Raw genomic sequence first — 26,872 nt, 5'->3', positions numbered from 1 at the left:
GGCCGACAATGCGGCCCTTTTAGTCTTTAACGAACTGTCAGTGTAACAGTTATTGTTTAATCACGCTGGTGTCGGTGACCGGAATCGCTGTCGCTCCGGTGCTAAACCAACCTGCGGCTTGCAGCTGCATTTCCATGGTTGCTGCGGCCGACGCCGTTGGGTCAACAATTGAACCATGATCACCTGCCACGAAGCGCACTGCACCCGACACCGTTGTGCCGTCGGTGCTTGCCACCGTTTGCGTTACCGCTGGTAGTTGCAATGCTCCGATTAAGGGTTCGGTACCAGCCAATGGCTTACCTTGAACCGCGTTCGGAATCACTTGGTCAGGTAATACATCACTGCCATTACCAACCACCTCAATCAGGTGTACCGGACTTTCGTTAGTAACCACTTGGCCAGCGAAGTTAAGTGGGTCCGCAGAGTCAATCGCTGCTTGTGCAGCAAATGCAAACTGCTCGAACACACCATTGACTTCGGCTTGCTCAGCCGCTGACAAACCTGCCCAGAACTGTTGATAAACTTGAATCAACAAGCCCTGGAACTCTGGCGACGTTGGAGACACACCACCTTGTTGCGCAGCACTATTGACTGCGGCAGCAAAGTCTTCATTCGCTGAGTAAAGCAACTGGCTCTTCACGACTGGACCAAATGACGGTGAGGCCAGCAAGAAGTTCGCCACACTCGCACCAGGTGCCATTAAGCTCGTTGCTTTAACGTTAAACAACGCTGATGCAGGAGCTAACTGACCTGACATTGGTTGGTTCGTCATAGCGGTGAAACCAGTACCCGCGATGGCACCTAACGAGTGGCCGACGAAGTAGACATCTTGACCATTCAAAGGCGCGCCCATCGCAGCGTTTAAGCTAAGACGTAAACCAAGTAAGTCTGAAATCGACTGACGCAGGTTATCTCGCGCTGTCAACAAACTACCCAAGTTCATATAAGCCGTGGCGCTACCGGTAGTTGCATTGATCGGGCCATAACCACGATCGCCGTGCAACGGATGATCAATAGCAACTGTCGCAAAGCCCATGACTGCAAGGGTGCCAGCAATACCAAAGGCATTAGTCTTCTCGCCAGTAATACCGTGCTGGAAAATAACCACTGGCCAGCCATTGGCAGGCTCTGAGATTGGGTCTAAACCTTGTGCTGCACGCACCATGTTGGCCGTATTCACTTCTGGTACTGTCACAATTGCCGGTACATCAACAGCCGCTGTGGTTGCGGGTACTGGGTTATACTTGGTCAAGTGACGTTCTTCGTCAATACCAGGGAAGTCATAACAGTTGTACGGTGGCAGTAATCGCGATGGGTCTTCAAACGCCAACGGATCGATGGCTTCGGCTGGAAGCGCGCCAGCTTGCACCGCACCTAAAATAGATACTGGGCTATCACACATCGCCTGCCAGCGACCGTTAAGTGGTGCCTGCGGGTTCTCAGCTGTGGGCACCGCTGAATAGTATGGCAAGGTCACTTGGCCTTGATACAACTGTGCCGATGCCGCAGCCAGATAAGCAGGGTCTTCTGGGTTCGCTTGCATGCGACCCGCAGCAACTAATGCATCACCTACGGTCATACCCGTTGGTTGTGCCATTAACGCTGGACCACCGCCTTGAGTGAACTGCTGAGCCATTAACCCTTTAATTGCGCCGAACACATCGGTAATAGATTGGGTGGTGAAGCTCGAGGTCATGATCACTTCATCACGATTCACACCTGCCGCAACGAGGGCGTCTTCATGGCTATTAATTAATTGCTGTAACCCTACCGCAGAAGCATCACCCGACACTGGATCAGTGTCTGCGTCGCGTTTCATCAAGCCGTAGGTTTGAGATGGTTTAACATCGCGACCCATGGTGTCTTGAATGTTGCTGGTTAACACCGCCATGTAGCCGGTTTTCGCTTTCAATGGCCGTAGTGGGATTACTGCGACACCTGCGGCGCCCGTGGCCCGCACAATAAAGTCGACACCGTGTGTCAGTTCAGCTGCAACCGCGCAGGTCGCCGCTGGGCTCGCCGCCGCACATTCAGGGCTCACTGCCGTGCCACCCATGATGGTTTCAAATACGCGAATGCTACCTGCCGCTTCAAGTGAAGCTGCGTCAACTTCAACAGGGTTGCCGTTTTCATCGTTTGGCAATGAAAAGCTGAAGGTCAATGTCGAATGTGTTCCCCAACCATCGAGGCCGTTGAGGGCAACTTGTGGGTTACTGTTATCGGATGGATCCGCAACTGGAATATTTAAAGTACCGTCAACACTACCGCTTAAAAGTATGTTCGAAGGTACGGGTATTTCACCGTTACTGGGATCAAATACTGCGCGTGTCGCATTCACTTCGACTTCTGTGGTTGCCGATGGTGGCGCTTCTTCGCCGCTACCGCAACCAGCTAAGGTAAAGGCACTAGCAATGGCCGTTACAAGCAAGAGTTTTTTCATGAGGCTTCCCCAATCCTTGTTCGAGTTGTTATCTGTTGAGCACCTGCTGATGCTTTTATCTGTCTCGCCTATCATCGCCTTTTCTAACTGGTAGGACAAGACTCAAACTTAACAAAATTTTATACACCGCTGCAGCCTAAGTTGAAAGTATTTTCCAAGAATTTCTCGCCGATAGCTGAGAATCTATGCAAAAAACAGTAAACTGATGCCCAACATTCACAGCAAGTGTAAGCCGAAAATGACAGATATGCATAAACACAACGTAGCAAATTACGACCTTAAAGGGAAAGTAATCTTAGTCACTGGTGCTGGCGACGGTATTGGTAAAGAAGCTGCCGTCACTTTTGCCAAGGCCGGCGCTACGGTTATTTTACTCGGCCGCACGGTGAGTAAACTTGAACAAGTGTATGACACCATTGTTGCCGCAGGCGCACCAGAGCCGGCTATTGTGCCGCTGGATATGAAAGGTGCCACCAAAACACACTACCAAGGCCTTTGTGCAACCATCGAAGAACAGTTTGGCCAGCTTGACGGGTTATTACAAAATGCCAGTTTATTGGGCGTGTTGTCGCCATTTGAGCATATCGACCACGAAAGTTGGAACGATGTGCTGCAAGTCAATGTCACCGCCCAGTTTATGATGACACAAGCACTGATGCCGGCCTTAAAGAAAGCACCTCATGCCAGTATTGTCTTTACTTCTTCAGGTGTTGGTCGTAAGGGCCGGGCGTTCTGGGGACCCTACGCGGTGAGCAAGTTTGCCACTGAGGGCATGGCGCAGGTCATGGCTGACGAATACGAAGGCACTAAGGTCCGCGTTAACGTGATTAATCCAGGTGCAACTCGCACCACCATGCGTTCACGGGCCTACCCAGGTGAAGATGCCATGAAATTAAAAACCCCGGCCGAGCTTATGCCAACCTATTTATACCTGATGAGTGATGCCAGCATTGATAGCAACGGTCAGTCGTTAGACGCGCAATCAATGCCAACAAGAACTCTTTCGGAGGTCTAAGTGAAACAGCAACATCTGCAATTACAGCTAAGCGGTATGAGTTGCGCCGGCTGCGCAAAAAGCATTGAACGCGCCCTCACCAGCGTTTCAGGTACCACTGATGTGCAAGTTAACTTTGCCACCGAGGTGGCAGCAGTTAAAGGCTCGAACTTAGATGCGCAACGCTTAATTAAAGCGGTAAAAGACGCAGGCTATGATGCACAAGTGGTCGATCATAGTGCCAACGATGGTGCGGACCCACGCCAGCGGGCTCAACATAAACAGTTTGTGAAGTTTATTGTGGCGGCGCTACTTTCACTGCCGCTACTGTACACCATGTTTGGCCATTTCAGTTGGACGGCCGGTGTTCCAGTACCCGATCTACTCATGTCGCCATGGTTCCAATTAGCGCTGGCAACGCCGGTACAGTTTGTCATCGGTTGGCAATTTTATCGGGGCAGCTATCACGCTCTGCGCGGCGGTAGTGCCAATATGGATGTGCTCGTCGCCCTTGGTACCTCAGCCGCCTATTTTTACAGCATTTACTTGGCTTGGTTCGCTGCCGACTACCATCCGCACGACGGCTTGTATTTTGAAACCAGTGCAGTGCTTATCACCCTGATTGTCTTGGGTAAATGGTTCGAGGCTCGCGCCAAAGGTCGCTCGTCGAACGCCATTCGCCAACTGCTTGAACTGCAACCGGCAAAAGCTAGCGTCGAGCAAGGCCCCGACACCACCAAAGAAGTTGCGGTCGCCGATTTGCAGATCGACGATATCGTGCAGGTTCGCCCCGGCCAGACCATTCCAGTGGATGGCGAGGTTATCAGTGGTGAAAGCGCAATTGACGAGTCCATGTTAACCGGTGAAAGCATGCCGGTAAGCAAGTCCAGCGGTAGCAAGGTTATCGGCGGGACCTTAAATACCAGTGGTTTTATTCGCATCAAAGTTCAGCAAACAGGCGCGGATACTGCCCTAGCTAAAATTGTTGCCGTGGTTGAGCAGGCACAAAATTCAAAAGCGCCGATACAGCGCTTAGCCGATAAAGTTGCCGGCGTCTTCGTACCTGTCGTGTTGGTTATTGCGCTACTGACCTTTATTGCCTGGATCAGTTACTTAGCACCGGGTGATTGGCGCCAGGCGTTTGAAGCTACGGTGGCGGTGTTAGTGATCGCCTGCCCATGTGCGCTTGGCCTTGCGACTCCCACATCTATCATGGCCGGTTCAGGTCGTGCCGCCCAGGCGGGGGTGTTGTTTAAGCAAAGTGACGTGTTAGAGATAACGCACTCAGTGGACACCATTGTGTTCGATAAAACCGGCACCTTAACCGAAGGCAAGCCAAAACTCACCGACTTCGAGTTACTTGGTGATAAGTGGGACAAAGCAATCCTCGCCAGTTATCTAATTGCCGTCGAAAAACAATCGGAACACCCATTGGCACAAGCGATTGTGAGCGGTGTCGAAAGCGACAACGGCTCTAATAAGCCAGTCTCAGTACGCGAATTTAACGCCGAACACGGCAAAGGGGTCGTGGCGCAACTTGAAACTGACACCCCCACCGAAGTGCTGATTGGGAACCTACGATTAATGCGTGACCATGGGATCAGTATCAGTGATACGGCTGAGCAGCGCTTCACTGAGCTTCAACAACAGGGTAAAACCGTGATGGCGGTTGCGGTAAACCAACAGTTAAGCGCCTATGTCGCCGTCGCCGACACGCTTCGTAAAAGCTCCAAACAGGCCTTGCAACGGCTCCGTGAACGTCATTTAAACCTTGTGATGTTGACCGGCGATAACCAGCGCACCGCCCAAACCATCGCCGATGAACTCGGCCTTGATCAAGTCATCGCCGAAGTGCTGCCAGAAGACAAAGCCAAGCATATAGAGCAACTACAAGCGGCGGGTAAACGAGTCGCTATGGTTGGTGACGGCGTCAATGATGCCCCAGCCCTTGCTGTTGCGGACGTAGGTATCGCCATGGGCTCAGGCACGGATGTTGCTATTGAAGCCGCGGATATCGCCCTGCTTCGCGCGGATCTTGATAGCTTGGTGCACGCCATCGAAATGAGCGAGTTGACCCTGCGCAACATTCGGCAAAATTTATTTTGGGCGTTTGCCTACAACACCGTCGGTATTCCTATCGCCGCCTCGGGACTGCTTGCACCTTGGCTTGCCGGTGGCGCCATGGCCTTAAGCTCGGTCTCGGTTGTGGTCAACGCGTTACGATTACAACGAGTGAAATTATCGAAATCATAAACACTTGTGACGACAAGCATTGTGGCGACGCAGTGCTTGGTTTATCTTAACTAGGTACATTCGTTAATTTGAGTACCCTATGATCACAAGTATGATGACGAGCACGATGATCGCGCTTCTCGCGAACTCTACCGCGAGCGGCTTACAACCGCTCCCCTCGCGCCCAGACGTCAATTGGATTGGCGTCAGTTCCCCCAGCCCAGAAGTGGTGTGGATAAGCGGTAGCAAGGCGACCATTGCGCGTAGCATCGATAGCGGCAAAACTTGGAGCTACAGCCAACCCTCAAATACCGCGTTAGAATTCCGCGATATCGAAGCACTCGATACCCAGCACGCCTTTGCACTTAGTATTGGCAAAAATGGCAACTCACGTATTTACTACACCAATAATGGCGGTTCCAGCTGGCAGCTACGTTATCGCGCCGGCGGTGAGCAGTTCCTCAACTGTTTTGCGGTGGCGCCGAAAACCAACGAAGCATGGGGATATGGTGACAGTATTGATGGCCAGTGGGACCTTTTACGAGCCACCGATGGCCGCAATTGGCTGTCGTCGAGCAATGCTATCGATAGCCCACCACAAAGCGCCGAGGGCGGCCTTGCCGCAAGCGGCGGTTGTGTTCGCTATACCGAAGGCGCATGGGCCATGGGTACCGCCAACGCAAGTACGGCACGGTTACTGGTAAAACGGAGTTTTGGTATTCGCTTTAAAGCCATTGATACGCCCATTGCTGCGGGCCCTAGTGCCGGTATTGCCAGCGTGTGGCCGTTTAGCCATGAACATGTAGTGATGGTGGGGGGCGACTTAAATCATCCCGAGCGGCGGCCACGCATTGTTGAATACAAAGACGATAACTTCACGGCTTTGGCAGAGCCACCGTTAGAAGGTGCACTTTACAGCTTAACCATTACCGATCAGCAACAGTTGATTGTCACTAACCCTTCCGGCGCCGCTTTATTGCCGTCGATAAGCGCTAGTGAATGGTTAACCTTGAGTGAGGCCAATATTTGGAATGCTTCATGTAATGCCGACGAATGTTACTTCGTCGGCAAAGACGGCTTTACCGCACGCTTAGCTCTCTAACAGTGCCATGCCGCCGGCCACATGGCTTACGTTGCAAAAGCCAAAGCGAGTTAACACTTGCGCGGCAACACCACTACGATTGCCCGAACGACACAAACACACCACCGGACGGCCGCTAAAGTCGTCTCGGTAGTCGTACAGAAACTGTATCAAGCGGGTCAACGGAACGTTCATCACCTGCGCTGGTAGGTCTAACGGCGTCACTTGATGTTCCTGTTGCTCGCGCACATCAAGCACTAAGGTTTCAGGCCGACGCAACCACTCATGCTGCTGTTCAGGCGCAATATTAACCAACTCGTAAGGCTTAGCATCACCGTTCAATTCACTTAGTTTGGTGGTCACCTTAAAGTCTTCGTCCCACTTCGGGCACACTAAGGTGCTGTCACCAAGCACCGATGCTAATAGCTCAGGTGCGGTCTGTTCGCCGATAAAGGCAAAATCAACACGGGCGGCAGCGGTTGGCTGAATAGGTGAACTCAACAGATACACAGGCTGGCGCTGACCTACTCGATACAAGCGCCGGTTCCCCACTAATAGGCAGCCATCAGTGGGCACATCGCAGTCTTCCGGGCTGCTGCAATCGGCTTGTGCCGCCAATGGCCAGCCTAAGCTGTCGCGCGCCGCATCACAGCCACTGGCACAAAGCAATTGCGCCAGCATCGCGGCGGTACTCTCGGTTTTTTGTGGCTCAGTGCTAAGCACTGCTTTCACCCGATAATGCTGACATTCAACGAGCTTTTCGATGCGCTCGGCAAGCTGTGGGATCGGGTCAATCACCGCCATTTCACGGGCACTTCGGTCAATAACTAAGTAGCAGCATTGGGTATCAAAGCGCAACTGCACAACACCGTCCAGTTCGCTATCAAAGTCTTCATTGGTATCACTGATCAATAAACATGACTGACGCAGCGCGTCAGCAGCTTCTTTGATACGCTCACAGGCCGAATCGATGGTTTGCTGACAGGTTGCTGGGCCAAAAGACAGTCGTATTGCTGATTGCGAACGCCAGTCTTCCAAGCCCATTGCGTCTAACACAAAGCTACGCGTTACTTTCGAGCTACAGGCCGAGCCCGAACTGACGCGAATATTAGCCGCGTCGAACACATCCATGATGTCGCGTGACGGCACGTCAGGCACCGAGAAGTTAAGCGTCGTGGGTACTGAATACTCAAACGCATGATTCAGCTCTAAGGTGGGGAATGCCATACGCAGCGCCGCCAACAACTGGTCGCGATAGCTGGTTAGGGTTGCAACCGACTTAAATACCTCTTGTTCGCGATCAAGCAGCAACTCGAATAAGGTATGCATCGCCGCAATACCTGGTAAGTTTTCGGTTCCAGCACGGAACCCCTGCTCTTGTCCACCGCCCATGATTAACGGGGTAAAAGGCGCCTGTTCGCGCACATACAAAAAGCCAATACCTTTGGGACCATACAGTTTATGGCCGCTAAACGGGGCGTAATCAATACTGGTTTGCGCCAACTGCAGCTCGCCTTTACCCAGCATTTGTACGCAATCCACCATCCAGGGTACGTCAGGGCCATGTTGGCGAATCACTTTCTCTAAGGTCGCGAGGTCTTGCCGTACGCCGGTTTCATTATTTACCGCCATGGTTGCAATCATAAGCGCATCTGGCAGATGCTGGGCGATGAAATCAAGATCTAGCAAACCGTTACGGTCAACCGGAATAGCCTTTAACTCTGCTTGGGTTTCAAGCAATTCATTCCAATGGGCCAGCGCTTGCGGCACCGCCTTGTGCTCGGTGGCACCATAAAGCAGATACTTTCCAGCGGTCGTCGCGCCCTTTCGCTTGGCAGCAGTAAGCGCCGACAATACCGCGGTTTGAATACCTTCGGTGGCGCCACTGGTGAAAATAAGTTGACCGCGCGGCGCACCTATCACTTCACGCCCTAAGCGGCGCGCATTATCTAAAATGTAGCGCGCCTGTAAGCCGGTAATATGGCTACTACTCGGGTTGCCAAACACCTGTTCCATCGTATGTGACACTGCATGCGCGATCTGCGGAAGGACCGGCGTTGTGGCATTGCAGTCGAGATATATTTCGTCAGCTTTAGGACGTATATGAACAGGCGTTACCATAACTACCACTCTACAAGTTAGACGTTAATGAATGCGGTTCTTTTGCCACTCTTGTTCTTTTTCCATGCGGGCTTTTTTGTCATCACATGGTTCATCACAGTCACAAGCTTTATCCATGCCCAGGGCAGAGATACCGCCACAGCTGCCTGAAATTGACTTCTGTTGCACGATAAACCCAACCGACATGGCCAGAACCACCACTAAAAAGATGGCAAATACTAATAGAAATAACCCCATGCGGACCTCCTGAGTTACTGCAAAAAAGGTTTGAACGCAGTACTAGTGTACTCTTTATAGTCGCCGTTTTCACGTGCGATAAGCATCACTGCAAGCTGCTTTTGTTCGGCAAATTGTAAGGCTGCTTCAGGCCCCATCACGGTCATTGCAGTGGCATAAGCGTCAGCATCCATGCAACTTTCCGTAACCACGGTCACCGACACTAAGTTATGCTGAATCGGGGCGCCAGTCCTTGGGTCAATAATGTGCGAATAGCGCACGCCATCTTCTTGAAAGTAATTCCGATAGTCGCCGGAGGTCGCAACAGCGTTGGTACCAGGTTCAATAATACGCTGTGCTGCTCGTTGGCTATTGTCTGGCCGCTCAATGGCTATACGCCAAGGCTGATTGCCGGGTTTTGAGCCCTTCATGCTCATTTCGCCGCCAATTTCGACCAAATAATTCTGTATTTCCATCTGCTCAAGCAAAATGGCGACACGGTCGACCGCATAACCTTTGGCGATAGTCGACAGATCCACAGACAATTGCGGAATATGCTTTTGTAGCTGATGGTTTTCAACCGTTAGGTGTTGGTACCCGGTGCGCTCATAGGCAGCTGCTAGCTCAGCCTCAGTAGGTACCTGCTCCGGCCGTTGCTCGGGACCAAAGCTCCACAAATTAACCAAGGGACCAATGGTGACATCAAGTAAGCCATCGGTTTCCTCAGCGATTTCTAACGCCCGTCGCACCACTTGTTCTAACGAACGCGAGATCACTACCGGTTGAGTCGTTTCCCGGCGGTTAAACTTTGATAGTTCGGAATCAGGATCATAGGTCGACATCTGACTATTGATTTGTGCCAACAGCCCATTGACTCGCTCTTTCACTTTGTCCGCGTCATGGCGCGGGTTCGCTGAAACGTAGCGAATGTGGTACGTCGTACCCATGGTCTCGCCAGACACCGCAATTTGTTGCGGTGCATGACTACATGAAACGAAAAAGGCTAGCCCAATAAAGGCTAGCCATATCCAACGCAGTGATGATAACTGTGTCACCCTGATCACCCGCCGAAGTCATCCAACATGATGTTTTCATCTTCCACGCCCAAGTCTTTGAGCAGGTTGATAACCGCCGCGTTCATCACCGGTGGTCCACACATGTAGAATTCGCAGTCTTCAGGCGCGTCGTGGTCTTTCAAGTAACGCTCATAAAGAACGTTATGAATGAAGCCAGTATCGCCGTCCCAATCATCTTCTGGTTGTGGATCAGAGAGCGCCACATGCCATTCGAAGTTGTCATTTTCACGCTGCAACATATCGAAATCTTCAACGTAGAACATTTCTTTCTTCGAACGCGCACCGTACCAGAACGAGATCTTACGATCGGTGTTCAAACGACGTAATTGGTCGAAGATGTGCGAACGCATCGGCGCCATACCGGCACCACCACCGACAAAGACCATTTCCGCTTCAGTTTCTTTGGCAAAGAACTCACCAAAAGGTCCTGAAATCGTCACTTTGTCGCCTGGCTGTAAACTAAAGATATAAGACGACATCTTACCAGCAGGCAGACTTAAGTTGTTCGGCGGCGGTGTTGCACAACGCACGTTCAACATAATGATGCCTTTCTCGTCTGGGTAGTTCGCCATTGAGTAAGCACGAACTGTTTCTTCGTCTACTTTCGATTCAATATCGAAGAAGCCGAAACGTTCCCAGTCGCCACGGAATTTATCGTCCATCACGAAGTCTTTGTACTTAATATGGTGTGGTGGAGCTTCAATCTGAATATAACCACCGGCGCGGAATGGTACTTCCTCGCCTTCTGGCAACTGCACCACGAACTCTTTGATGAAGGTCGCAACGTTGTCGTTCGACTTCACTGTGCAGTCCCATTTACGAATGCCGAACACTTCTTCAGGAAGTTCGATTTTCATGTTCTGCTTCACGTTCACCTGACAAGAAAGACGTGTACCTTCACGTGCTTCTTTCTTATTAATGTGATCGCGTTCGGTCGGTAGAATATCACCACCGCCTTCTTTAATTTTCACGGTACACTGGCCACATGAGCCACCACCACCGCACGCTGAAGACACGAAAATACCTGCGTTCGCTAAGGCTCCAAGTAATTTGGTTCCTGGTTGCGTAGTTATTTTCTTATCATCATCATCGTTGATCAAAATCTCGACATCGCCCTGCGGCACCAATTTTGACTTGGCAAACATAATCACTGCCACCAAAATCAGCACGATTAGGGTAAACATGCCTACGCCGAGCGCTATTAATGTCAAATCTTGCCCTTGCATCGACTCGTACCTCTTAATTATTCGTTACTATCGTTACCGGTGCTATTACAGCGATACGCCAGAGAATGACATAAAGCCCAAACCAATGAGACCGACTGAAATAAAGGTAATACCTAACCCACGCAACCCATCTGGTACGTCTGAATATTTCAGTTTCTCACGCACAGCCGCTAAGGCTACGATGGCTAATGCCCAGCCTACGCCACCGCCAATACCGTAAACGATACTTTCAGTGAAGTTATAATCACGCTCAACCATGAAGGATACGCCACCAAAAATAGCGCAGTTCACGGTAATCAACGGTAAGAAAATACCCAACGCGTTGTACAAAGCAGGTACGTACTTATCAAGAGCCATTTCCAGAATCTGGACCAAAGCAGCGATAACGCCGATAAAGGTCAAGAAACGTAGGAAACTAAGGTCGGCATCAGGGAAACCGGCCCAACCTAGCGCACCAGGCGCCAGAATGTTGTGGTATACCAAGTTGTTAACCGGTACCGAAATACCCAGTACAACAATAACAGCAATACCTAGACCAAACGCAGTGCTAACCTTTTTTGATACCGCGAGGAACGTACACATGCCCAAGAAAAACGACAGAGCAAGGTTCTCAACGAATACCGATTTAATAAATAAACTAATATAAGCTTCCATGATCGGCTCCTTATTCCTTCGGCTCTACTTGTTCTGGACGGAAAGTACGCAGTATCCAGATAAATCCACCAATAATGAAGAATGCGCTTGGCGGCAAAATCAATAGGCCGATAGGCTGATACCAACCACCTTCAGACGCTAATGAGAGAATTTGATAGCCAAACAAGCTTCCTGAACCAAAGAGTTCGCGAATAAAGCCAACGAACAGCAAGACCACGGAATAACCTAAACCGTTACCAATACCATCAAGGAACGAAAGCCCTGGTGAGCTCTTCATAGCGAAAGCTTCGGCGCGTCCCATCACGATACAGTTGGTAATAATCAAACCGACGAACACCGATAGCTCTTTTGCAATGCTATAAGCGTAAGCGCGCAGTACTTGGTCAACAACAATAACCAAGCTTGCGATGATCGTCATTTGTACGATGATTCGTACACTTGATGGAATATGATTCCGAATTAACGAGATAAACAGGTTCGAAAACGCAGTAACCAAAGTAAGTGCAATACACATTACCACGGTGTTTTCCATTTTCGAGGTGACCGCCAATGCCGAACAAATACCAAGGATCTGCAGGGCAATAGGGTTGTTTGCAAAGATCGGTCCAAATAGGACTTCTTTCATTTCTTTTGCGCTACTAGCCATTGTTCAGCTCCCCCTTGCGAATTTTGTCTAATAGTGGGCCATAGGCCTTATCGCTGAACCAGTATGCCATCAAGTTATCAACACCATTACTGGTCAAGGTCGCGCCGGATAATGCGTCAACATCATGATTTTCTTGCTTTGGCGATTTCATTACGTCGAATTCAACTTCTGCATTGTTGTCGCCGTAAATTTCCTTGCCTTGCCATTGTGCGACCCACTTAGGGTTTTGAATTTCACCACCCAAGCCAGGTGTTTCACTGTGCTCGTAAAAGTTCACACTGCGCACAGTATTCAAGTCAGGCTGCAATGAAATTAAACCGTACATAGTGCCCCACAAGCCGTAGCCACGAATGTATAAGACCAAGGTTTCTAGGTCGCCCTGTTCACCGTTAATAAAATACACTTTGGTAACGTTCTCGCGGGTACCAATACCGGCAGTATCATTTGCCTTTTCGAGCTGTGTGCTCCACTCAGGCTTGTTTGCTGCGGCAATCGGGTCGTAGTTGGCAGCATCTTCACCGTTCGCTTGGTCCACGACTTCGAGCGTGTTCAAGTTAATAAGCTTGGTTTCAACGCGTTCGTTGAATACTGCGACGACGTCGGTGCTCGGCTCAAGCAGACCTGCTGCGTCGAGCACGTTGCGTTGCATATCTAATGCGGCGTTCTTTTGCTGAATTGGCTTTAAGCCAACCGCTGCACCAGAAACGATGATCGCACAGACTAAACAGAGGGCGATCACGACAAATAACGTTTTGCCTAACGATTCGTTCTTCTTAGCCACGAGCTAACCTCCGTTTAATGTTCGCCTGCACCACAAAGTGGTCGAACAATGGTGCAAATACGTTAGCAAATAGAATCGCCAGCATGATGCCCTCAGGGTAAGCTGGGTTCACAACACGAATCAGTACGGTCATCGCACCAATCAAGAAGCCATACGCAAATTTGGCTTTGTTGGTGAACGAAGCGGACACTGGGTCGGTTGCCATAAACATCATACCAAAGGCGAAACCACCTACCACAAGGTGCCAGTACCAAGGCATTTGGAACATAGTATTGGTGTCGCTACCGATGACGTTAAACAACAACGACAGAGCGACCATACCAATAAAGGTACCAAACACGATGCGCCAAGAAGCGATACGGAAGTAAATCAGCGCTAAACCGCCAATCAAGATCATTAAGGTAGACACTTCACCCATTGAACCTTGGATGTTGCCCAGGAAGGCATTCCACCACATGTCCATGTTGTCGAAGTAGTTTTCACCAATAGCTGCTTGACCTAATAAGGTAGCGCCCGAGAAACCATCAACGGCAGTCCATACTTTGTCACCGGAGATTTGCGCCGGGAAGGCAAAGTACAAGAATGCACGCCCTGTTAATGCAGGGTTTAAGAAGTTACGGCCAGTACCACCAAAGATTTCCTTGCCGATAACCACACCGAAGGTAATACCTAAAGCAACTTGCCACAGTGGCATGGTCGCTGGCAGGGTTAAGGCGAAGAGCACTGAGGTCACGAAGAAGCCTTCGTTAATCTCGTGCTTACGGACAGTGGCGAACACCACTTCCCAGAAACCGCCGACAATAAACGTGGTCGCATAAACCGGAACGAAGAAGCAGGCGCCATAGAACATCTTAGTGCCCCAGCCCGCGTTCGCAAAGTCACCACCGAACAGTTGGAACAGACCCACTTGCCATACATCGGCCAACTCATAACCACCAGCTAACGCAAGTGCGGCTTGGTTACCAACGTTGTACATACCCCAAAACATTGCTGGGAAGGTCATCATCCACACCAAAATCATGATGCGCTTTAAGTCCACGTGGTCTTTCACGTGCGTTGCTTTTTTCGTGACTAAGCCAGGGGTATAAAAGATGGTCGCCGCTGCTTCATAAAGTGCGTACCACTTTTCGTATTTACCGCCTTTCTCGAAGTTCGGCTCAATCCGCTCAAGATAATTTTTTAAGCCCATGATTAGCCCTCTTTCTCGATCGTGGTCAACACGTTACGCAGCACTGGTCCGTACTCGTATTTGCCTGGGCAAACATAGGTACAAAGTGCCAAGTCTTCTTCATCAAGCTCTAAGCAACCGAGCTGCTGAGCTTCATCCGAATCGCCTGACAATAAGTCACGTAACAAAATGGTTGGAAGAATATCTAATGGCATAATGCGCTCATAGTTACCGATCGGCACCATTGCGCGGTCTGAGCCATTGGTCGAGGTGTTCATGGCAAACAACTTCTTAGAGAACAAGTGACCGGCGAATGCGCGCGTCACTGAGTGTTGATTGACACCTGGTTTGATCCAACCTAAAAATTCTTTTTCGTCGCCCTCAGGCAAAACGCTTACCTGAGTGTGGAAACGCCCTAACCACTGGTGGGCATCGTCAACTTTATGACCATTAAGAATAGAGCCAGAAACAATACGCTGATTACCTTCAACTAACTCGCCTTTGGTGAGCTCGTTTAGGTTGGCACCCATTTGCGTGCGCAATAAACGTGGCTTTTTCGCACCTGGACCACCCACTGCAACCGTGCGGCCAGTGTAAATTTCACCGGTCGTGAACAGTTTGCCGTAAGCAATCACGTCTTGATAGTTGATGTGCCAAACCTGCTTCTTCATGCTCACAGGTTCTAGGAAGTGAATATGCGTACCTACGAGTCCAGCTGGGTGAGGCCCTTTGAAGCTCTCGACCTGAACCTTAGCTGCGCCAGTTTCAACCTTCGCATCGGCGGCCTTAGTGACATAAACCTTGCCTTCCGTAAGATTGCCCAGCACCTGCAAACCATCGGCAAACGCCTGTTGGTTTTCCGCAATAATAACTGCCGGGTCGGCGGCCAGCGGGTTGCTGTCCATGGTATTGACAAAAATTGCCGCAGGCTTCGCATCGAGCTTTGGTGAACGGCTAAATGGGCGAGTGCGTAGCGCAACCCATTGCCCAGAGTTGTTCAACTGCTCTACCACTTTATCGCGGTCGAGGTTAGCCAGCTCTTTGCTCTCGTAGCTAGCAAAGGTTTCTTGCTCGTCACCGTCACTTTCAATGACGACAGCTTGCAAGACACGCTTTGCTCCACGTAAGACGTCTTTCACAACGCCGGCAGCTGGTGCGGTGAATTTCACCCCTGGGTTTTTCTTGTCTTCGAAAAGTACCTGGCCTTTCTTGACGCGATCCTCAACCTTGACATGCATGGTCGGGCGCATCCCCACATACTCTTCACCCAGAACGGCAACGGTGGTGATGGACTCACCATCTTCGATAGTTTGCTGGGGGGCCCCAGTGATCGGGATATCCAGCCCTTTCTTGATCGTAATCATACGCGTTTGCACTACTCGTTAGGGAAGATGAATCTTTCATCAGAAGACGTAACAATTACATCCCTGAAACCTGATAAATCATATGGTTAGCGCACCAAATTGAGGCTAGCCACAACTCACTGCACTGACCGAATTTTGTACATAGTCACCTAGGGCGGGCATTTTAGCACTTTTGTGCCGTGGGTTACCACCTTCCACGGCACAATTTTTGACGAGTTAGCTTACGACCACGGTACCTCTGGATCGACATCCGCATCGTAGTCGACGCCCGCGATACCAAAGCCAAATAATTTCAGAAAGTCAGCATGATACCCTTCGTAATCAGCGAGCTGATGGAAATTGTCTTGCTTGACTTGGTCCCACAGCTCTTTGACTTTGGCTTGTGTCGCTTCGTTGGTTTCTTTACCGTCCATACGCAAGCGCCCTGCCGCATCAAGGGGCTGATCATCGGCATACAGCGCTTCTGTAAACAAGCGATAGATTTGCTCAATACAGCCCTCGTGCGTGCCTTCTTCTTTCATCACGCCGTAGATCAAGGAAATATACAACGGCATTACTGGAATCGCTGAGCTTGCTTGTGTAACTAACGCTTTTAACGACGACACATAAGCCTCAATATTGAGTTCACGATGCTCACCACGAATACCTGCCGCGGCGCGGTCTAAGTCTTCTTTGGCTTTACCAATGGTGGCATGGCCATAAATCGGCCAGGTAAGCTCTTTACCAATATAAGTATAAGCAGTGGTTTTGGCGTTGTCGGCCAGCACGCCAGCGTCAGCTAGCGCCGCCAACCAGCGCTCCCAATCTTCACCACCCATTACTTTCACCGTATCGGCGATTTCTTCGTCGGTGGCCGGCTCCAGCGAGATCTCTTTAATGAGGTCTTTGTCGGTATCATAGGTCTTGGTGGTATAGGCTTTACCAACAGGCTTCAGGGTTGAACTGTAAACCACGCCAGACTCTGGGTCTTTTCGCTTCGGAGAGGCAAGACTATAAATCACCAAGTCGACCTTGCCCATTTCAGCTTTGATTTTGGCAATGGTTTCAGCTTTAACTTCATCTGAGAAGGCATCGCCATTAATGGTGTCGGCATACAGCCCTTCAGCGCGTGCTGCCTGGTGAAAAGCCGCGGTGTTATACCAACCGGCCGTGCCAGTGCGTTTTGCTGAAGGTTCTTTTTCGAAGCAAACACCCAAGGTTTTTGCGCCAGCACCAAACGCTGAGGTGATACGCGAAGCGAGTCCGTAACCGGTCGAACAACCGATCACCAGCACACGCTGAGGTGCATCTGCGATGGGCCCTTGGCGTTTAATGAAGTCTATTTGCTCTTGAACATGCGCAGCACAGCCCACTGGATGTGCATTTGTACAGATAAAACCACGAATTTTTGGTTGAATAACCATAGTCTTGTCCCATTCCTTAGCTTACTTTAAGCGCCAGTTTAACCGAGCTGCCGCAGAAAACACATCTGATTAGTTGCGGTATTGGCGTGACACCAGCGCTAGTTATCCAGTTTGCTACCGCCACGACAGGCTGGTGATTCTGGCGCTTGCGCTAGCTGTTGCCATTCATCTGGGGTGTAGGTGTGCAGCGCGAGTGCATGCACGGGGCCAGCCAAGGCGTCACTTAATAATTTATTAATGGTGCGATGACGTTGTAACAAACGCTTACCGGCAAAAGCTTCGCTGGCAATCACAATCTTAAAGTGTGAATCGTCCGTAGGCGTACCATGCATGTGGCTTTCGTTAATAACCTGCAAGTGGGTCAAAGGTAGGTTGTCTTTAAGCTGTTGTTCAATATAACTGTCGGTCGGCTGATTAAGCATGGTTTAGGTTCCCCCTGTTGCGCTGTCGATGGCACTATAGCAGATTCGCGGGTCACGACCGAGCCGCGCCAAGGCATCAATTAATGACGGCGACTCACTCTTTCGCGCGCTGACGATTCGGTACGACTGTGAGCTTACGGTACCCCACTCTTGCCAGAGCAAGACTCCATGCTCACTATACAATGCGGCCAGCTCCGCCAGACCACGCTGCCGCTGTTTGGGCAGCGCCGATGGCTCTTGTACTAAGCGCCAGCGATTCAAGTCTTCGGCGGTGGCCAAAAGCGCATCATTTAGGCGATTGCGGCAAAAGCTCAGCTGAATACTGCCATCACTCAATTGCCAATCGTTATTGGGCAGTGGTTGTAAGTTGATGTCTTGTACTCGGGTCAGCGCACTGCTATCAGACACCGAGGCAGGTGTACAGGCGGCAACGACGCCAATACTAAGCAGCACTGGAAGAATACGTCTAACGAGCTTTGTCATGTGCGTTCGTCTCTAGGATGAGGTAGTTAAGCAACCGTGTCATACCGTCATCATAACGCAGATAAAAAGGGAGGAGAACATCCGTGTTCAAACGAAATGGTGTTGTTCCTTAACTCCATTTCTGATTCCTTTAACGCATCCTATACAACTCAAATACAAACATCAACAACAAAAAGTAACATTTAGTAAACTTTTTAATGTGTCATTTATCAAGAAGACTTAACCGCTTGTTCCGCGGAGGTTTCCTCAACCGTCACCAGTGCAATAATTTGCCAGCCCGATTTAGGTTCAAAGGTGTGATCGGTGGTAAATACGTGCATCACTTTACGTTCATCCATTGCAAACATTGGAATTGCGCGGTTACCGTAGCGTTCTTGATAATCAATAAAACTGAAGCTGTCGGTCAGGTTGGTGGTTTTCATTTGCGCACCTTGGAACGACAGGCTCGCCAGTTTTGAAAAAGTCACACCTTTACCGAATAGCTTCAAGCGCTCGCGGTAGCTTTCAGAGAGTTGGTTACGCGCCGGAGCTTCATGTTCATTGCTTGGTAAACCAAAGATCTTGTTGCTGCTGAACCAATCCATAAAGTGCAAGGCCACCACTGGGTTTAGCTGTTTGTAAGGCGATAAAATCAACACTCGGCCAATACCCGTAAGGTCCATATTATTTTCAGCGTGATCAGACGTTGGATTCCCAAAATACACGGCAAGATTTTCCATCCGTGCCTGTTTTATGTTTTCCCAGTTGGTATCCGCCAATAATACTTGTAAGTTCTGCTCTTTTAGTGCCTTGGCGATGCGTCGTGCGGTCATGTTGGCGCCAAAAATAAGAAAGCCATGGGCCGGCGGCTCGCGCAGTTTTAAGGCATGTGCCAAAGGCTTCGCCGTTAAACTTTGTAGTACCACCGTGCTGAGGATCACTAAAAAGACCAAGGGCACCAATAGCTCTGCGGCCTGCCACCCCGCTTGCTGCAACTTGAGTGCGAACAGTGCGGAAACCGCCGCGGCCACAATACCTCGTGGCGCAATCCACGATAGCAACACTTTCTCGCGCACATTGAGAGGCGTACCAATGGCCGACAACCAAACACTCAAAGGACGAACCACAAAAATAATGATGGCTAATAAAATGACCGCCGGCAGCCCGAGCTCGCTGAAGGCTTCCATGTTGAGCCGCGCGGCCAGAATAATAAAGAGTCCAGAAATAAGCAGTACGCTGAGGGTTTCTTTGAACTCGAGAATATCGTCTAAATTAAGGTTACGCGTATTGGCCATCACCATGCCCATCACCGTTACAGTGAGCAAGCCTGATTCATGCTGTAAGGCATTTGATAAGGCAAAAACACCCAGCACAGTTACCAAAGTCGCAACATTTTGCAGGTAATGTGGGAACCAGCCTTTGCGTAACGCGGTTCCTAATAGTTTACCGGCGGCATAGCCAAGCGCGAAGCCTACGCCAATGGTAATAGCGAACGCTTGCATGGCGTGCAACATACCAGCGCCTTGGCTGGCAATAATAAACTCATACACCAAGACTGCGAGCAAAGCGCCTACGGGGTCGATAATAATACCTTCCCAGCGCAGAATATTCGCAAGGTTCGACTTCGGTCGCACCGAGCGTAACATTGGCATGATCACCGTCGGTCCGGTGACCACCACTAGCGCGCCAAACAATGCCGCTAGCTCCCAGCCGAAGTCCATCAGTACATAGGCCACCAGGGCGACACCTATCCAGGTAACAAAGACCCCCAGACTGACAAGGTTGGTTACCATTCGGCCATGACCACGGATCTCGTCAATTTTGAGGGTGAGGCTACCCTCGAATAAAATAATAGCCACCGAGAGCGAGACTAAGGGAAATAAAATATCGCCGAACACCGCATCAGGCTGCAACCAGCCTAAGCCAGGGCCAACTAACATTCCGACGAGTAGTAGTGGCAGTATCGCCGGTATTTTCAGTCGCCATGCTGACCACTGACATAGAATGGACAGCACGCCGATAAGCGCCAGAGCGGACATATTTGACATCGTTTGGAATACTCCTTGTCGTTGCGACGAACCACTTGTCGGCCTGCACGGCGAAACGAGCTCGCTGTAAATTTCAGTTTACTTAGTGGTATCTACCCCTGACGGGATAGGTCCGAGATACTTCATTCAGCTAGTTGATAATCATTCGCATTTAAGTACAATATCATCCATTCCTTTTGCAGAACGACTTGCAACAGTGCTTGCATAACTACTTGCATAACTACTTGCATAACTACGAGGTTAACGCGTCATGAGATTATCAAAAATGCAAAAATTTCTATCGCTGAGTGCACTGGCACTCGCATTTTCAGCATCTATCGCCAACGCGGCAACAGTCAACGTGTATTCTGCGCGAAAAGAAGCATTGATCAAACCTGTTCTCGAACAGTTTAGCGAAAAAACCGGCATTGAAGTACGTTTATTAACCGGAAACGGCAATGCGCTACTCGCTCGCTTAGAAAACGAAGGTCAAAATACCCCAGCCGACCTGTTCCTGACCGTTGATGCCGGCAACCTGCATCGCGCGGCTGAAGCTGGCGTGTTTCAACCCATCACCAGCAGCGACGTATTAAGTAAAGTACCCTCACACTTGCACGGCACCGACAACCTATGGATTGGACTGAGCCTGCGGGCCCGGCCTATTTTCTATGCCAAAGATCGGGTCGACCCAAGCGAACTTTCTGGTTATGAAGATCTCGCTTCTGATAAGTGGGACAACAATGTCTGTATTCGTTCCTCAGATAATATCTACAACCAATCGTTAACGGCCGCGTTGATAAATCATTGGGGCGTTGAAAAAACGGAACAATGGGCGCGTGGCCTAGTTGATAACCTTGCCAAACCACCGGTCGGTGGTGATCGCGACCAAATTAAGGCGGTTGCCGCAGGCGTTTGTGACATTGCCGTCGCCAACACCTACTATTTGGGCTTAATGGAAGCGTCTGATGATGACGCTGAACGTGAAGCAGCCAGCAAAGTAGCTATCTTTTGGCCCAATCAAGACAGCTTTGGCGCGCATGTTAACGTCTCAGGTATTGGCATCACGCAACACGCTAAGCACAAAGACGAGGCGCAACAATTAATGGCGTATTTGTTATCGCCAGAAGCTCAGCAGTGGTATGCCGCAACCAACAACGAATACCCAGCGGTGACCGAGGTTGAGTGGAGCCAACGCCTGCAAAATTGGGGCGCGTTCGAGATGGATGACATCGAAATGGGCGTACTTGGTGAAAATAACGCAGCCGCCGTGAAATTAATGAACCGCGCAGGCTGGCGTTAATGGCAGCGAAATGGCGACAACTCTCCCTGGTAGCCTCAGCCCTAGTGCTGGGGCTGCCGCTTTTCGTTATCGTCGCTGCATTACTGCAACTGGTTGTTGGGGGGGACTTCACCACCCTTAGCCATCTTTGGCAAACGGTTATTCCTGAATATGTACGCCATTCATTAATGCTGATGATTGGCGTCGCAATAGGCGTCATTGCGTTAGGCGTTGGCTCGGCTTGGCTTACTACCAGTTGTCGCTTCCCTGGCCAACGAATTCTCAGCTGGGCGTTACTATTACCGCTGGCGATGCCTGCTTACATCACCGCTTACACTTATACCGGAATGCTCGACTACAGTGGCGTGGTGCAAACATCACTACGCGACCTGTTTGACCTCAGCTACGGTGATTATTGGTTTCCGCAGATCCGCAGTGTCGGTGGCGCCATTGTGGTGTTGAGCTTGGTGTTATTCCCTTATGTTTATCTCATCACTCGCGCAACCTTTTTACAGCAGTCCGCAACGACCCTTGAAGCCGGACGCAGCCTAGGCCTTTCGCCTTGGCAATGCTTTTGGCGGATTGCACTGCCGCTGGCCCGGCCCGCCATCGTCACCGGCACCACTTTGGCGTTAATGGAAACCCTCGCTGATTATGGCACCGTACAATATTTCGGGGTAACCACCTTCACCACTGGTATTTTCCGTACCTGGTATGGCTTAGGTGATCTCAGCGGTGCACTGCAGTTAGCCGGTTTACTGCTCGTGGCGGTGATTGCGTTGATTTTAATTGAACGATGGTCGCGCAAGCAGGCGCGCTATGACCAACGTAGCTCACGCCCAGCTGAACCCTTTCAGCTTAGTGGCGGTAAGGCTTGGCTGGCCTCTGCTGCGTGCTGGTTGCCGCTGGTGTTCGGCTTTATTCTGCCCGCCTTACAGCTGGCAGGTTGGTCGGTCGAACGCTGGCAAGTATGGACCGACATCGAATTCTGGCAACTGGCTTGGAATAGCTTTGCCCTGGCCTTCACAGCCGCTTTGTTAGTGGTGACTGTGGCTTTATGGTTAGCCTACGGTCGACGTCAATTGCCCACACGTTGGGTTCGCTCAAGTGTCGCCTTTGCCGGTTTAGGCTACGCCATTCCTGGCTTAGTGATCGCCGTTGGGTTACTGGTGTTGCTAAGCTCGGCCGACCAAGTTCTGATTAGCTTCAGTCAGAAGTGGTTCGGTTGGAACCCAGGGCTGTTACTTTCGGGCACGCTGTTCGCCTTAATTTTTGCCTACACCGTAAGGTTTTTAAGCGTGGCTCTGCAAACCGTGCAAGCCGGCTTAGCTGAAATTCGTCCAAGTATGGACGAAGCCGCGCGCATTCATGGCTACCGCCCTTTTCAAGTACTACGCGCGATTCACCTTCCGCTGCTGCGGCCGAGTGTTTTAACTGCAATTATTTTAGTCGGTGTCGACGTATTGAAAGAGTTGCCGGCAACCCTTGTGTTGCGGCCCTTCGATTTCAATACCCTCGCCGTTCGTGCCTATGAAATGGCCGGTGATGAGCGCTTGGCCGACGCCGGACCGCCGGCATTAATGATGGTTCTGGTTGGCTTAATTCCGGTTATTCTGCTCTCGCGAGCTATGTTAAAATCGCAACAAAACGCACTGAAGGAGCAAGATTTTGTCCCTGTTACAGCTTGATCATTTGCAAGTAAATATTGGTCAGCAGGCCATCGTTCGCGACGTCACGGTGAACCTCGACGCAGGAGAAATCGGTTGTCTTCTTGGCCCTAGCGGTTGCGGTAAAACCACTCTATTACGCGCCATTGCAGGCTTTCAGTCAGTGGCCGCCGGTAGTATTAGTCTTGCCAGCAAAACCGTTTCGGCACCCGCCTTTACCCAAGCCCCTGAAAAACGCGGTATCGGTATGGTGTTTCAAGACTTTGCGCTGTTTCCACACCTTACGGTTGAGCAAAATATTCGCTTTGGTATGCGCCATTGCAGTGCCGTCGAAAAGCAACTTCGGGTCGACGAACTGCTCGACCGAATTGGCTTGCCGGGCTACCAGCAACGCTTTCCCCATGAACTTTCAGGCGGCCAACAACAACGCATCGCCTTAGCCCGAGCATTGGCGCCTCGACCGCGCCTATTGTTACTCGACGAACCATTTTCGAGTCTTGACGCAGAGCTACGCGAGCGCCTTGCCGTTGAAGTGCGCGCGTTGCTGAAACAAGAGCAGATCACCGCGCTGTTAGTGACCCACGACCAGCAAGAAGCCTTTGCTATGGCCGACAAAGCCGGCGTCATGTACCAAGGTGAATTACTGCAATGGGAAACGCCCTATCAGCTGTACCACCAACCGCGTCACCAAATGGTGGCCGACTTTATCGGGCATGGTGTATTGCTGCAAGGAACCGTCAATGCCAGTGGTGCCATGGCATCGCCCCTTGGTATGTTAGAGCATCCGAGTTTAGAAGACGTTGAAGGGGGCACTCCGGTTAACTTTTTAGTACGTCCTGACGACCTAGTACCCGACCCTAGCTCGCGTCTACGCGGCAAAATTAAGGCGCGCGGTTTCCGCGGCGCCCACAACCTTTACAGCGTAGAATTAGTCAGTGGGGTCGAAGTATTAACCTTAAGCCCGTCGCATGAACAGTTACAAGTCGGTGCTGATATTGGCCTGCGTCCCGACTTTGATCACCTAGTGGTATTTGCCGCTGACCATTGCGAACTGCCAGGTTTTCACAACCATGCACCATCGTTTCGGCCGGTGTTACCAAAAGCGCAGCCGGCGTAACAGCAAAAACTCTACCACCGCAATAATGCCGAGTGCGCCACAGAAAATCCAAAAGGCATGCTCATGCTCGACGCCTGGCATGCCGCCAATATTGATACCAAACACACCGGTTAAGAAGCTAATAGGCAAAAATACACCGGCAATCACCGATAACCAATAGGTATTGCGATTCATTTTTTCGGCGACATCTTGTTGCAGGTGTTCGCGCAGCATCCATACCTGTTCCAGCAGCATCTCCAGAGATTCTAATTCGCGCTGCACACTATCGCGTTCGTTTACCAACCACTGCACGTTTTCAGGGTCTAGCCACTTAGGCGCATCGCTGGCCAAACGCTCAATCGCGGTCATTTGCGGTCGTACAAAGCGCACCAGCCTTAGCATGCGTTTGTGCAGTTGGGTCAATTGACGTTGGCGTTCGGCGGTACTGCCATTGTCGTCACCTTCAAGCCGTTCCATTTCCGCTTCAACCACATCTAGCAGTTCTTCTAGGCGATCATTAAGCTCTTCCACCAACATCACTACCAGGTCTTGCAACGACTCGGGCCCCTGCTGCTGTTGCAGTTGTTCTCGTAACCTACCCACCGAGCGCAGCGGCCGTTTACGGAAACTATAAATGGCCCCTTTGTAATAAAGAATGCGCACGCTCAACATGTCTTCTGGGCGTTCGCCCTCGCCCAAGTTAACGCCACGTAAAATCAACAAGAAACCGTCGTTGTTACGTTCAAAACGCGGCCGTGTATCTTCCTCCAACACAGCACCAATCAGCGGCTCTGGGATACCCACGCTAAGTAACCACTCACTAATACCGGGTAAATCACGCTGAATATGAAACCAGCGATTCGGTTGTGCATTGAAGTCTTGGTCGATCGGTTGCGCTGGGTGAGAACTAAAGTCCCAACTATCGATAATAAATTCTGGGCGAGGCTGTGCCATGTTAACTCCTTGAATTCACATTCCCAACGGCTAATGATTAGCGTTACAATAGCAGCCATCATCGATTTCGACATCAATTTTAATTGGAAGGACAGTTCATGTTACTCGCTGTTGCCGCAGTACTTTTTGGCCTCGCACTGTTAGTCTGGAGCGCTGATCGCTTCGTCGACGGTGCAGCCGCCACTGCTAACCACCTAGGCATGCCACCGTTATTGATAGGTATGGTGATTATCGGCTTTGGTACCTCGGCCCCGGAAATGGTCGTCTCCGCGTTCGCTTCCTTGCAGGGGAACCCAGGCTTAGCTTTAGGTAACGCCTTTGGCTCAAACATTACCAATATTGCCTTAGTGCTCGGTATCACCGCGGTACTTGCGCCCATTGCCGTAAGCAGCCAAGTATTAAAACGCGAAATGCCCATTTTAATCGCCATTACCCTATTATTGGCATGGCCGCTGTACGACATGGTCGTCACCGCCATCGAAGCCTGGATGTTATTGGCAATTTTTGCCGGTTACATGGGCTGGAGTATCTACCAAGGTATGCGCAGCCAAGACGACAGCTTAGCCGGCGAATTTGATAAAGAAATAAAAGCTCACACCATGCCTATCGGCAGAGCCATCCTATGGTTGGTTATCGGTTTAGTACTGCTGGTCGTAAGTTCACGTATATTGGTTTGGGGCGCCGTTGATATCGCGACCGCCCTTGGCGTAAGTGACCTAGTGATCGGTTTAACCGTTGTCGCTATCGGCACCTCACTACCCGAATTGGCCTCGGCCATTGCCGCGGTTCGCAAAAATGAACATGACCTTGCCTTTGGTAATGTCATCGGCTCGAATATGTTCAATACCTTAGCGGTGGTCGGTATTGCCGGCGCCATCGAACCGATCCAGCTAGACCCATTAGTACTCAGCCGCGATTGGGTCGCCATGACCGTATTAACCTTCTTGTTGGCGGTATTTAGCTTCCGCATGAACCGTCCTACTCGGTTAAACCGTATTCAAGGTGCCATACTGTTACTTTGTTATACTTCTTACACCATTTACCTACTGAAAACAGGGTTCTAAATGCTACAAGAGCGCGCGATTAGCACAGCACAACGACTCGGCTATGCCGGCCTTATTCCCTTTTTGGTCTTCACTTTTGGCGGCCTACTGGACCTTTACGCCGAGCATTCGTTGCGACTATTCGTGGTTTATAGCGCCCTCATACTTAGCTTTCTTGGTGGCGTTCACTGGGGGCTAGCCATGGCCCGCGACGACAATCCAACGCGCATGCTGCACTGGAGCATGCTACCGAGTATTCTTGGCATTGTATTGGTGTTCGCTGGCATTTGGCTATCACCGCTAACCATGCTGGTGGTGCTCGCTTGTGGCCATTTGTTCTGGCTCAATTTCGAAAAACGTCACCTCAGTGAGCATCTTTGGTATATCGAACTGCGCTCGCGCTTAAGCTTCACAGTGGTCGCTTTGCATATTATTTTGATCATTATTTCACTTTAACAACGAACACGGTTGCGAATCGTTCGCATTTGTATTATTATTTGGACTAAGTTTGAAACGAGGT

The 26,872-nt window shown here is 50.5% G+C and carries 23 protein-coding genes; 8 read left to right on the top strand and 15 right to left on the bottom strand.

Going from position 1 to position 26,872, the window contains the following annotated elements; genetic code table 11:
• Positions 1-49: 49 nt before the first annotated feature.
• On the bottom strand, positions 50-2,440 hold the full coding sequence (locus PSI9734_RS00370; protein WP_173919145.1) for a VolA/Pla-1 family phospholipase: 2,391 nt from the start codon (positions 2,438-2,440) through the stop codon (positions 50-52).
• 247 nt (positions 2,441-2,687) lie between these two features.
• Here PSI9734_RS00370 and PSI9734_RS00365 point away from each other — a divergent pair, with 247 nt between their 5' ends.
• The 3 genes from PSI9734_RS00365 (at position 2,688) to PSI9734_RS00355 (ending at position 6,768) form a co-directional block, all read left to right on the top strand.
• A complete protein-coding gene (locus PSI9734_RS00365; RefSeq protein WP_217420751.1) occupies positions 2,688-3,455 on the top strand; it encodes a YciK family oxidoreductase in 768 nt (255 codons plus the stop codon).
• Positions 3,456-5,687, top strand: a complete 2,232-nt coding sequence (locus tag PSI9734_RS00360; protein ID WP_173919143.1) for a heavy metal translocating P-type ATPase — start codon at positions 3,456-3,458, stop codon at positions 5,685-5,687.
• Positions 5,688-5,778: 91 nt separating this feature from the next.
• Positions 5,779-6,768 carry a WD40/YVTN/BNR-like repeat-containing protein gene (locus PSI9734_RS00355; RefSeq protein WP_173919142.1) on the top strand — a complete coding sequence of 330 codons (990 nt, stop codon included), beginning with the start codon at positions 5,779-5,781 and terminating at the stop codon, positions 6,766-6,768.
• Here the strand turns inward: PSI9734_RS00355 and PSI9734_RS00350 are convergent.
• The 13 genes from PSI9734_RS00350 to PSI9734_RS00290 all read right to left on the bottom strand — a co-directional run bounded on the left by PSI9734_RS00350 (position 6,757) and on the right by PSI9734_RS00290 (position 20,334).
• A complete protein-coding gene (locus PSI9734_RS00350; protein WP_173919141.1) occupies positions 6,757-8,868 on the bottom strand; it encodes an aminotransferase class V-fold PLP-dependent enzyme in 2,112 nt (703 codons plus the stop codon). The genes PSI9734_RS00355 and PSI9734_RS00350 overlap by 12 nt on opposite strands.
• A 24-nt stretch (positions 8,869-8,892) precedes the next feature.
• Entirely contained in the window at positions 8,893-9,105 is a 213-nt protein-coding gene (nqrM, locus tag PSI9734_RS00345; RefSeq protein WP_173919140.1) for a (Na+)-NQR maturation NqrM, read from the bottom strand.
• A gap of 14 nt (positions 9,106-9,119) precedes the next feature.
• Positions 9,120-10,139: an FAD:protein FMN transferase gene (locus PSI9734_RS00340; protein WP_246194656.1), complete on the bottom strand. Its 1,020-nt coding sequence runs from the start codon at positions 10,137-10,139 to the stop codon at positions 9,120-9,122.
• Positions 10,140-10,144: 5 nt separating this feature from the next.
• On the bottom strand, positions 10,145-11,371 hold the full coding sequence (gene nqrF / locus PSI9734_RS00335) for an NADH:ubiquinone reductase (Na(+)-transporting) subunit F (RefSeq protein WP_173919944.1): 1,227 nt from the start codon (positions 11,369-11,371) through the stop codon (positions 10,145-10,147).
• 60 nt (positions 11,372-11,431) lie between these two features.
• Positions 11,432-12,040 (bottom strand): NADH:ubiquinone reductase (Na(+)-transporting) subunit E, encoded by a 609-nt coding sequence (gene nqrE, locus PSI9734_RS00330; protein WP_173919139.1) that lies wholly within the window; start codon positions 12,038-12,040, stop codon positions 11,432-11,434.
• A gap of 10 nt (positions 12,041-12,050) precedes the next feature.
• Entirely contained in the window at positions 12,051-12,686 is a 636-nt protein-coding gene (locus PSI9734_RS00325) for an NADH:ubiquinone reductase (Na(+)-transporting) subunit D (protein ID WP_173919138.1), read from the bottom strand.
• A complete protein-coding gene (locus PSI9734_RS00320) occupies positions 12,679-13,467 on the bottom strand; it encodes a Na(+)-translocating NADH-quinone reductase subunit C (protein ID WP_173919137.1) in 789 nt (262 codons plus the stop codon). The genes PSI9734_RS00325 and PSI9734_RS00320 overlap by 8 nt, the downstream gene beginning before the upstream one ends.
• Positions 13,460-14,656 (bottom strand): NADH:ubiquinone reductase (Na(+)-transporting) subunit B, encoded by a 1,197-nt coding sequence (locus PSI9734_RS00315; protein ID WP_173919136.1) that lies wholly within the window; start codon positions 14,654-14,656, stop codon positions 13,460-13,462. The genes PSI9734_RS00320 and PSI9734_RS00315 overlap by 8 nt, the downstream gene beginning before the upstream one ends.
• Before the next feature lie 2 nt (positions 14,657-14,658).
• The gene (locus tag PSI9734_RS00310; protein WP_173919135.1) at positions 14,659-15,999 is read right to left on the bottom strand and encodes a Na(+)-translocating NADH-quinone reductase subunit A; all 1,341 of its coding nucleotides are present in this window, start codon (positions 15,997-15,999) and stop codon (positions 14,659-14,661) included.
• Between the two features lie 221 nt (positions 16,000-16,220).
• A complete protein-coding gene (gene fabV, locus PSI9734_RS00305; RefSeq protein WP_173919134.1) occupies positions 16,221-17,402 on the bottom strand; it encodes an enoyl-ACP reductase FabV in 1,182 nt (393 codons plus the stop codon).
• Positions 17,403-17,500: 98 nt separating this feature from the next.
• On the bottom strand, positions 17,501-17,824 hold the full coding sequence (locus tag PSI9734_RS00300) for a BolA family protein (RefSeq protein ID WP_173919133.1): 324 nt from the start codon (positions 17,822-17,824) through the stop codon (positions 17,501-17,503).
• 3 nt (positions 17,825-17,827) lie between these two features.
• A complete protein-coding gene (locus PSI9734_RS00295) occupies positions 17,828-18,307 on the bottom strand; it encodes a hypothetical protein (protein WP_173919132.1) in 480 nt (159 codons plus the stop codon).
• A gap of 209 nt (positions 18,308-18,516) precedes the next feature.
• Entirely contained in the window at positions 18,517-20,334 is a 1,818-nt protein-coding gene (locus PSI9734_RS00290; RefSeq protein ID WP_173919131.1) for a cation:proton antiporter, read from the bottom strand.
• A gap of 250 nt (positions 20,335-20,584) precedes the next feature.
• Here PSI9734_RS00290 and PSI9734_RS00285 point away from each other — a divergent pair, with 250 nt between their 5' ends.
• The 3 genes from PSI9734_RS00285 to PSI9734_RS00275 are packed head-to-tail and all read left to right on the top strand — an operon-like array spanning position 20,585 to position 24,376.
• The gene (locus PSI9734_RS00285; protein WP_246194654.1) at positions 20,585-21,613 is read left to right on the top strand and encodes an extracellular solute-binding protein; all 1,029 of its coding nucleotides are present in this window, start codon (positions 20,585-20,587) and stop codon (positions 21,611-21,613) included.
• A complete protein-coding gene (locus PSI9734_RS00280) occupies positions 21,613-23,280 on the top strand; it encodes an ABC transporter permease (protein ID WP_173919130.1) in 1,668 nt (555 codons plus the stop codon). Before PSI9734_RS00285 ends, PSI9734_RS00280 begins: the two co-directional genes overlap by 1 nt.
• A complete protein-coding gene (locus PSI9734_RS00275; RefSeq protein ID WP_217420750.1) occupies positions 23,267-24,376 on the top strand; it encodes an ABC transporter ATP-binding protein in 1,110 nt (369 codons plus the stop codon). Before PSI9734_RS00280 ends, PSI9734_RS00275 begins: the two co-directional genes overlap by 14 nt.
• Here the strand turns inward: PSI9734_RS00275 and PSI9734_RS00270 are convergent.
• On the bottom strand, positions 24,353-25,309 hold the full coding sequence (locus PSI9734_RS00270) for a CorA family divalent cation transporter (protein WP_173919129.1): 957 nt from the start codon (positions 25,307-25,309) through the stop codon (positions 24,353-24,355). The two genes, PSI9734_RS00275 and PSI9734_RS00270, sit on opposite strands and share 24 nt — an antisense overlap.
• A 98-nt stretch (positions 25,310-25,407) precedes the next feature.
• Between PSI9734_RS00270 and PSI9734_RS00265 the strand changes: the two genes are divergently transcribed.
• Together PSI9734_RS00265 and PSI9734_RS00260 are read left to right on the top strand one after the other, a co-directional pair.
• Positions 25,408-26,373, top strand: a complete 966-nt coding sequence (locus PSI9734_RS00265) for a calcium/sodium antiporter (RefSeq protein ID WP_173919128.1) — start codon at positions 25,408-25,410, stop codon at positions 26,371-26,373.
• Positions 26,374-26,808 (top strand): DUF3429 domain-containing protein, encoded by a 435-nt coding sequence (locus PSI9734_RS00260; protein ID WP_173919127.1) that lies wholly within the window; start codon positions 26,374-26,376, stop codon positions 26,806-26,808.
• Positions 26,809-26,872 lie beyond the last annotated feature (64 nt).

Source organism: Pseudidiomarina piscicola (genome assembly GCF_902806985.1).
GTDB lineage: Bacteria > Pseudomonadota > Gammaproteobacteria > Enterobacterales > Alteromonadaceae > Pseudidiomarina > Pseudidiomarina piscicola.
Note: the sequence above shows the minus strand (reverse complement) of the source record. Positions and strands in the feature narration are given on the sequence as shown.

Excerpts from the sequence above, each read along its gene's own strand:
- nqrM (WP_173919140.1), bottom strand. The coding sequence starts at position 9,105 with ATGGGGTTATTTCTATTAGTATTTGCCATCTTTTTAGTGGTGGTTCTG.
- PSI9734_RS00365 (WP_217420751.1), top strand. The coding sequence starts at position 2,688 with ATGCATAAACACAACGTAGCAAATTACGACCTTAAAGGGAAAGTAATC.
- PSI9734_RS00325 (WP_173919138.1), bottom strand. The coding sequence starts at position 12,686 with ATGGCTAGTAGCGCAAAAGAAATGAAAGAAGTCCTATTTGGACCGATC.
- PSI9734_RS00265 (WP_173919128.1), top strand. The coding sequence starts at position 25,408 with ATGTTACTCGCTGTTGCCGCAGTACTTTTTGGCCTCGCACTGTTAGTC.
- PSI9734_RS00370 (WP_173919145.1), bottom strand. The coding sequence starts at position 2,440 with ATGAAAAAACTCTTGCTTGTAACGGCCATTGCTAGTGCCTTTACCTTA.
- PSI9734_RS00270 (WP_173919129.1), bottom strand. The coding sequence starts at position 25,309 with ATGGCACAGCCTCGCCCAGAATTTATTATCGATAGTTGGGACTTTAGT.
- PSI9734_RS00290 (WP_173919131.1), bottom strand. The coding sequence starts at position 20,334 with ATGTCAAATATGTCCGCTCTGGCGCTTATCGGCGTGCTGTCCATTCTA.
- PSI9734_RS00260 (WP_173919127.1), top strand. The coding sequence starts at position 26,374 with ATGCTACAAGAGCGCGCGATTAGCACAGCACAACGACTCGGCTATGCC.
- PSI9734_RS00295 (WP_173919132.1), bottom strand. The coding sequence starts at position 18,307 with ATGACAAAGCTCGTTAGACGTATTCTTCCAGTGCTGCTTAGTATTGGC.
- PSI9734_RS00350 (WP_173919141.1), bottom strand. The coding sequence starts at position 8,868 with ATGGTAACGCCTGTTCATATACGTCCTAAAGCTGACGAAATATATCTC.
- fabV (WP_173919134.1), bottom strand. The coding sequence starts at position 17,402 with ATGGTTATTCAACCAAAAATTCGTGGTTTTATCTGTACAAATGCACAT.
- PSI9734_RS00300 (WP_173919133.1), bottom strand. The coding sequence starts at position 17,824 with ATGCTTAATCAGCCGACCGACAGTTATATTGAACAACAGCTTAAAGAC.
- nqrE (WP_173919139.1), bottom strand. The coding sequence starts at position 12,040 with ATGGAAGCTTATATTAGTTTATTTATTAAATCGGTATTCGTTGAGAAC.
- PSI9734_RS00355 (WP_173919142.1), top strand. The coding sequence starts at position 5,779 with ATGATGACGAGCACGATGATCGCGCTTCTCGCGAACTCTACCGCGAGC.
- PSI9734_RS00285 (WP_246194654.1), top strand. The coding sequence starts at position 20,585 with ATGAGATTATCAAAAATGCAAAAATTTCTATCGCTGAGTGCACTGGCA.
- PSI9734_RS00315 (WP_173919136.1), bottom strand. The coding sequence starts at position 14,656 with ATGGGCTTAAAAAATTATCTTGAGCGGATTGAGCCGAACTTCGAGAAA.
- PSI9734_RS00310 (WP_173919135.1), bottom strand. The coding sequence starts at position 15,999 with ATGATTACGATCAAGAAAGGGCTGGATATCCCGATCACTGGGGCCCCC.
- PSI9734_RS00280 (WP_173919130.1), top strand. The coding sequence starts at position 21,613 with ATGGCAGCGAAATGGCGACAACTCTCCCTGGTAGCCTCAGCCCTAGTG.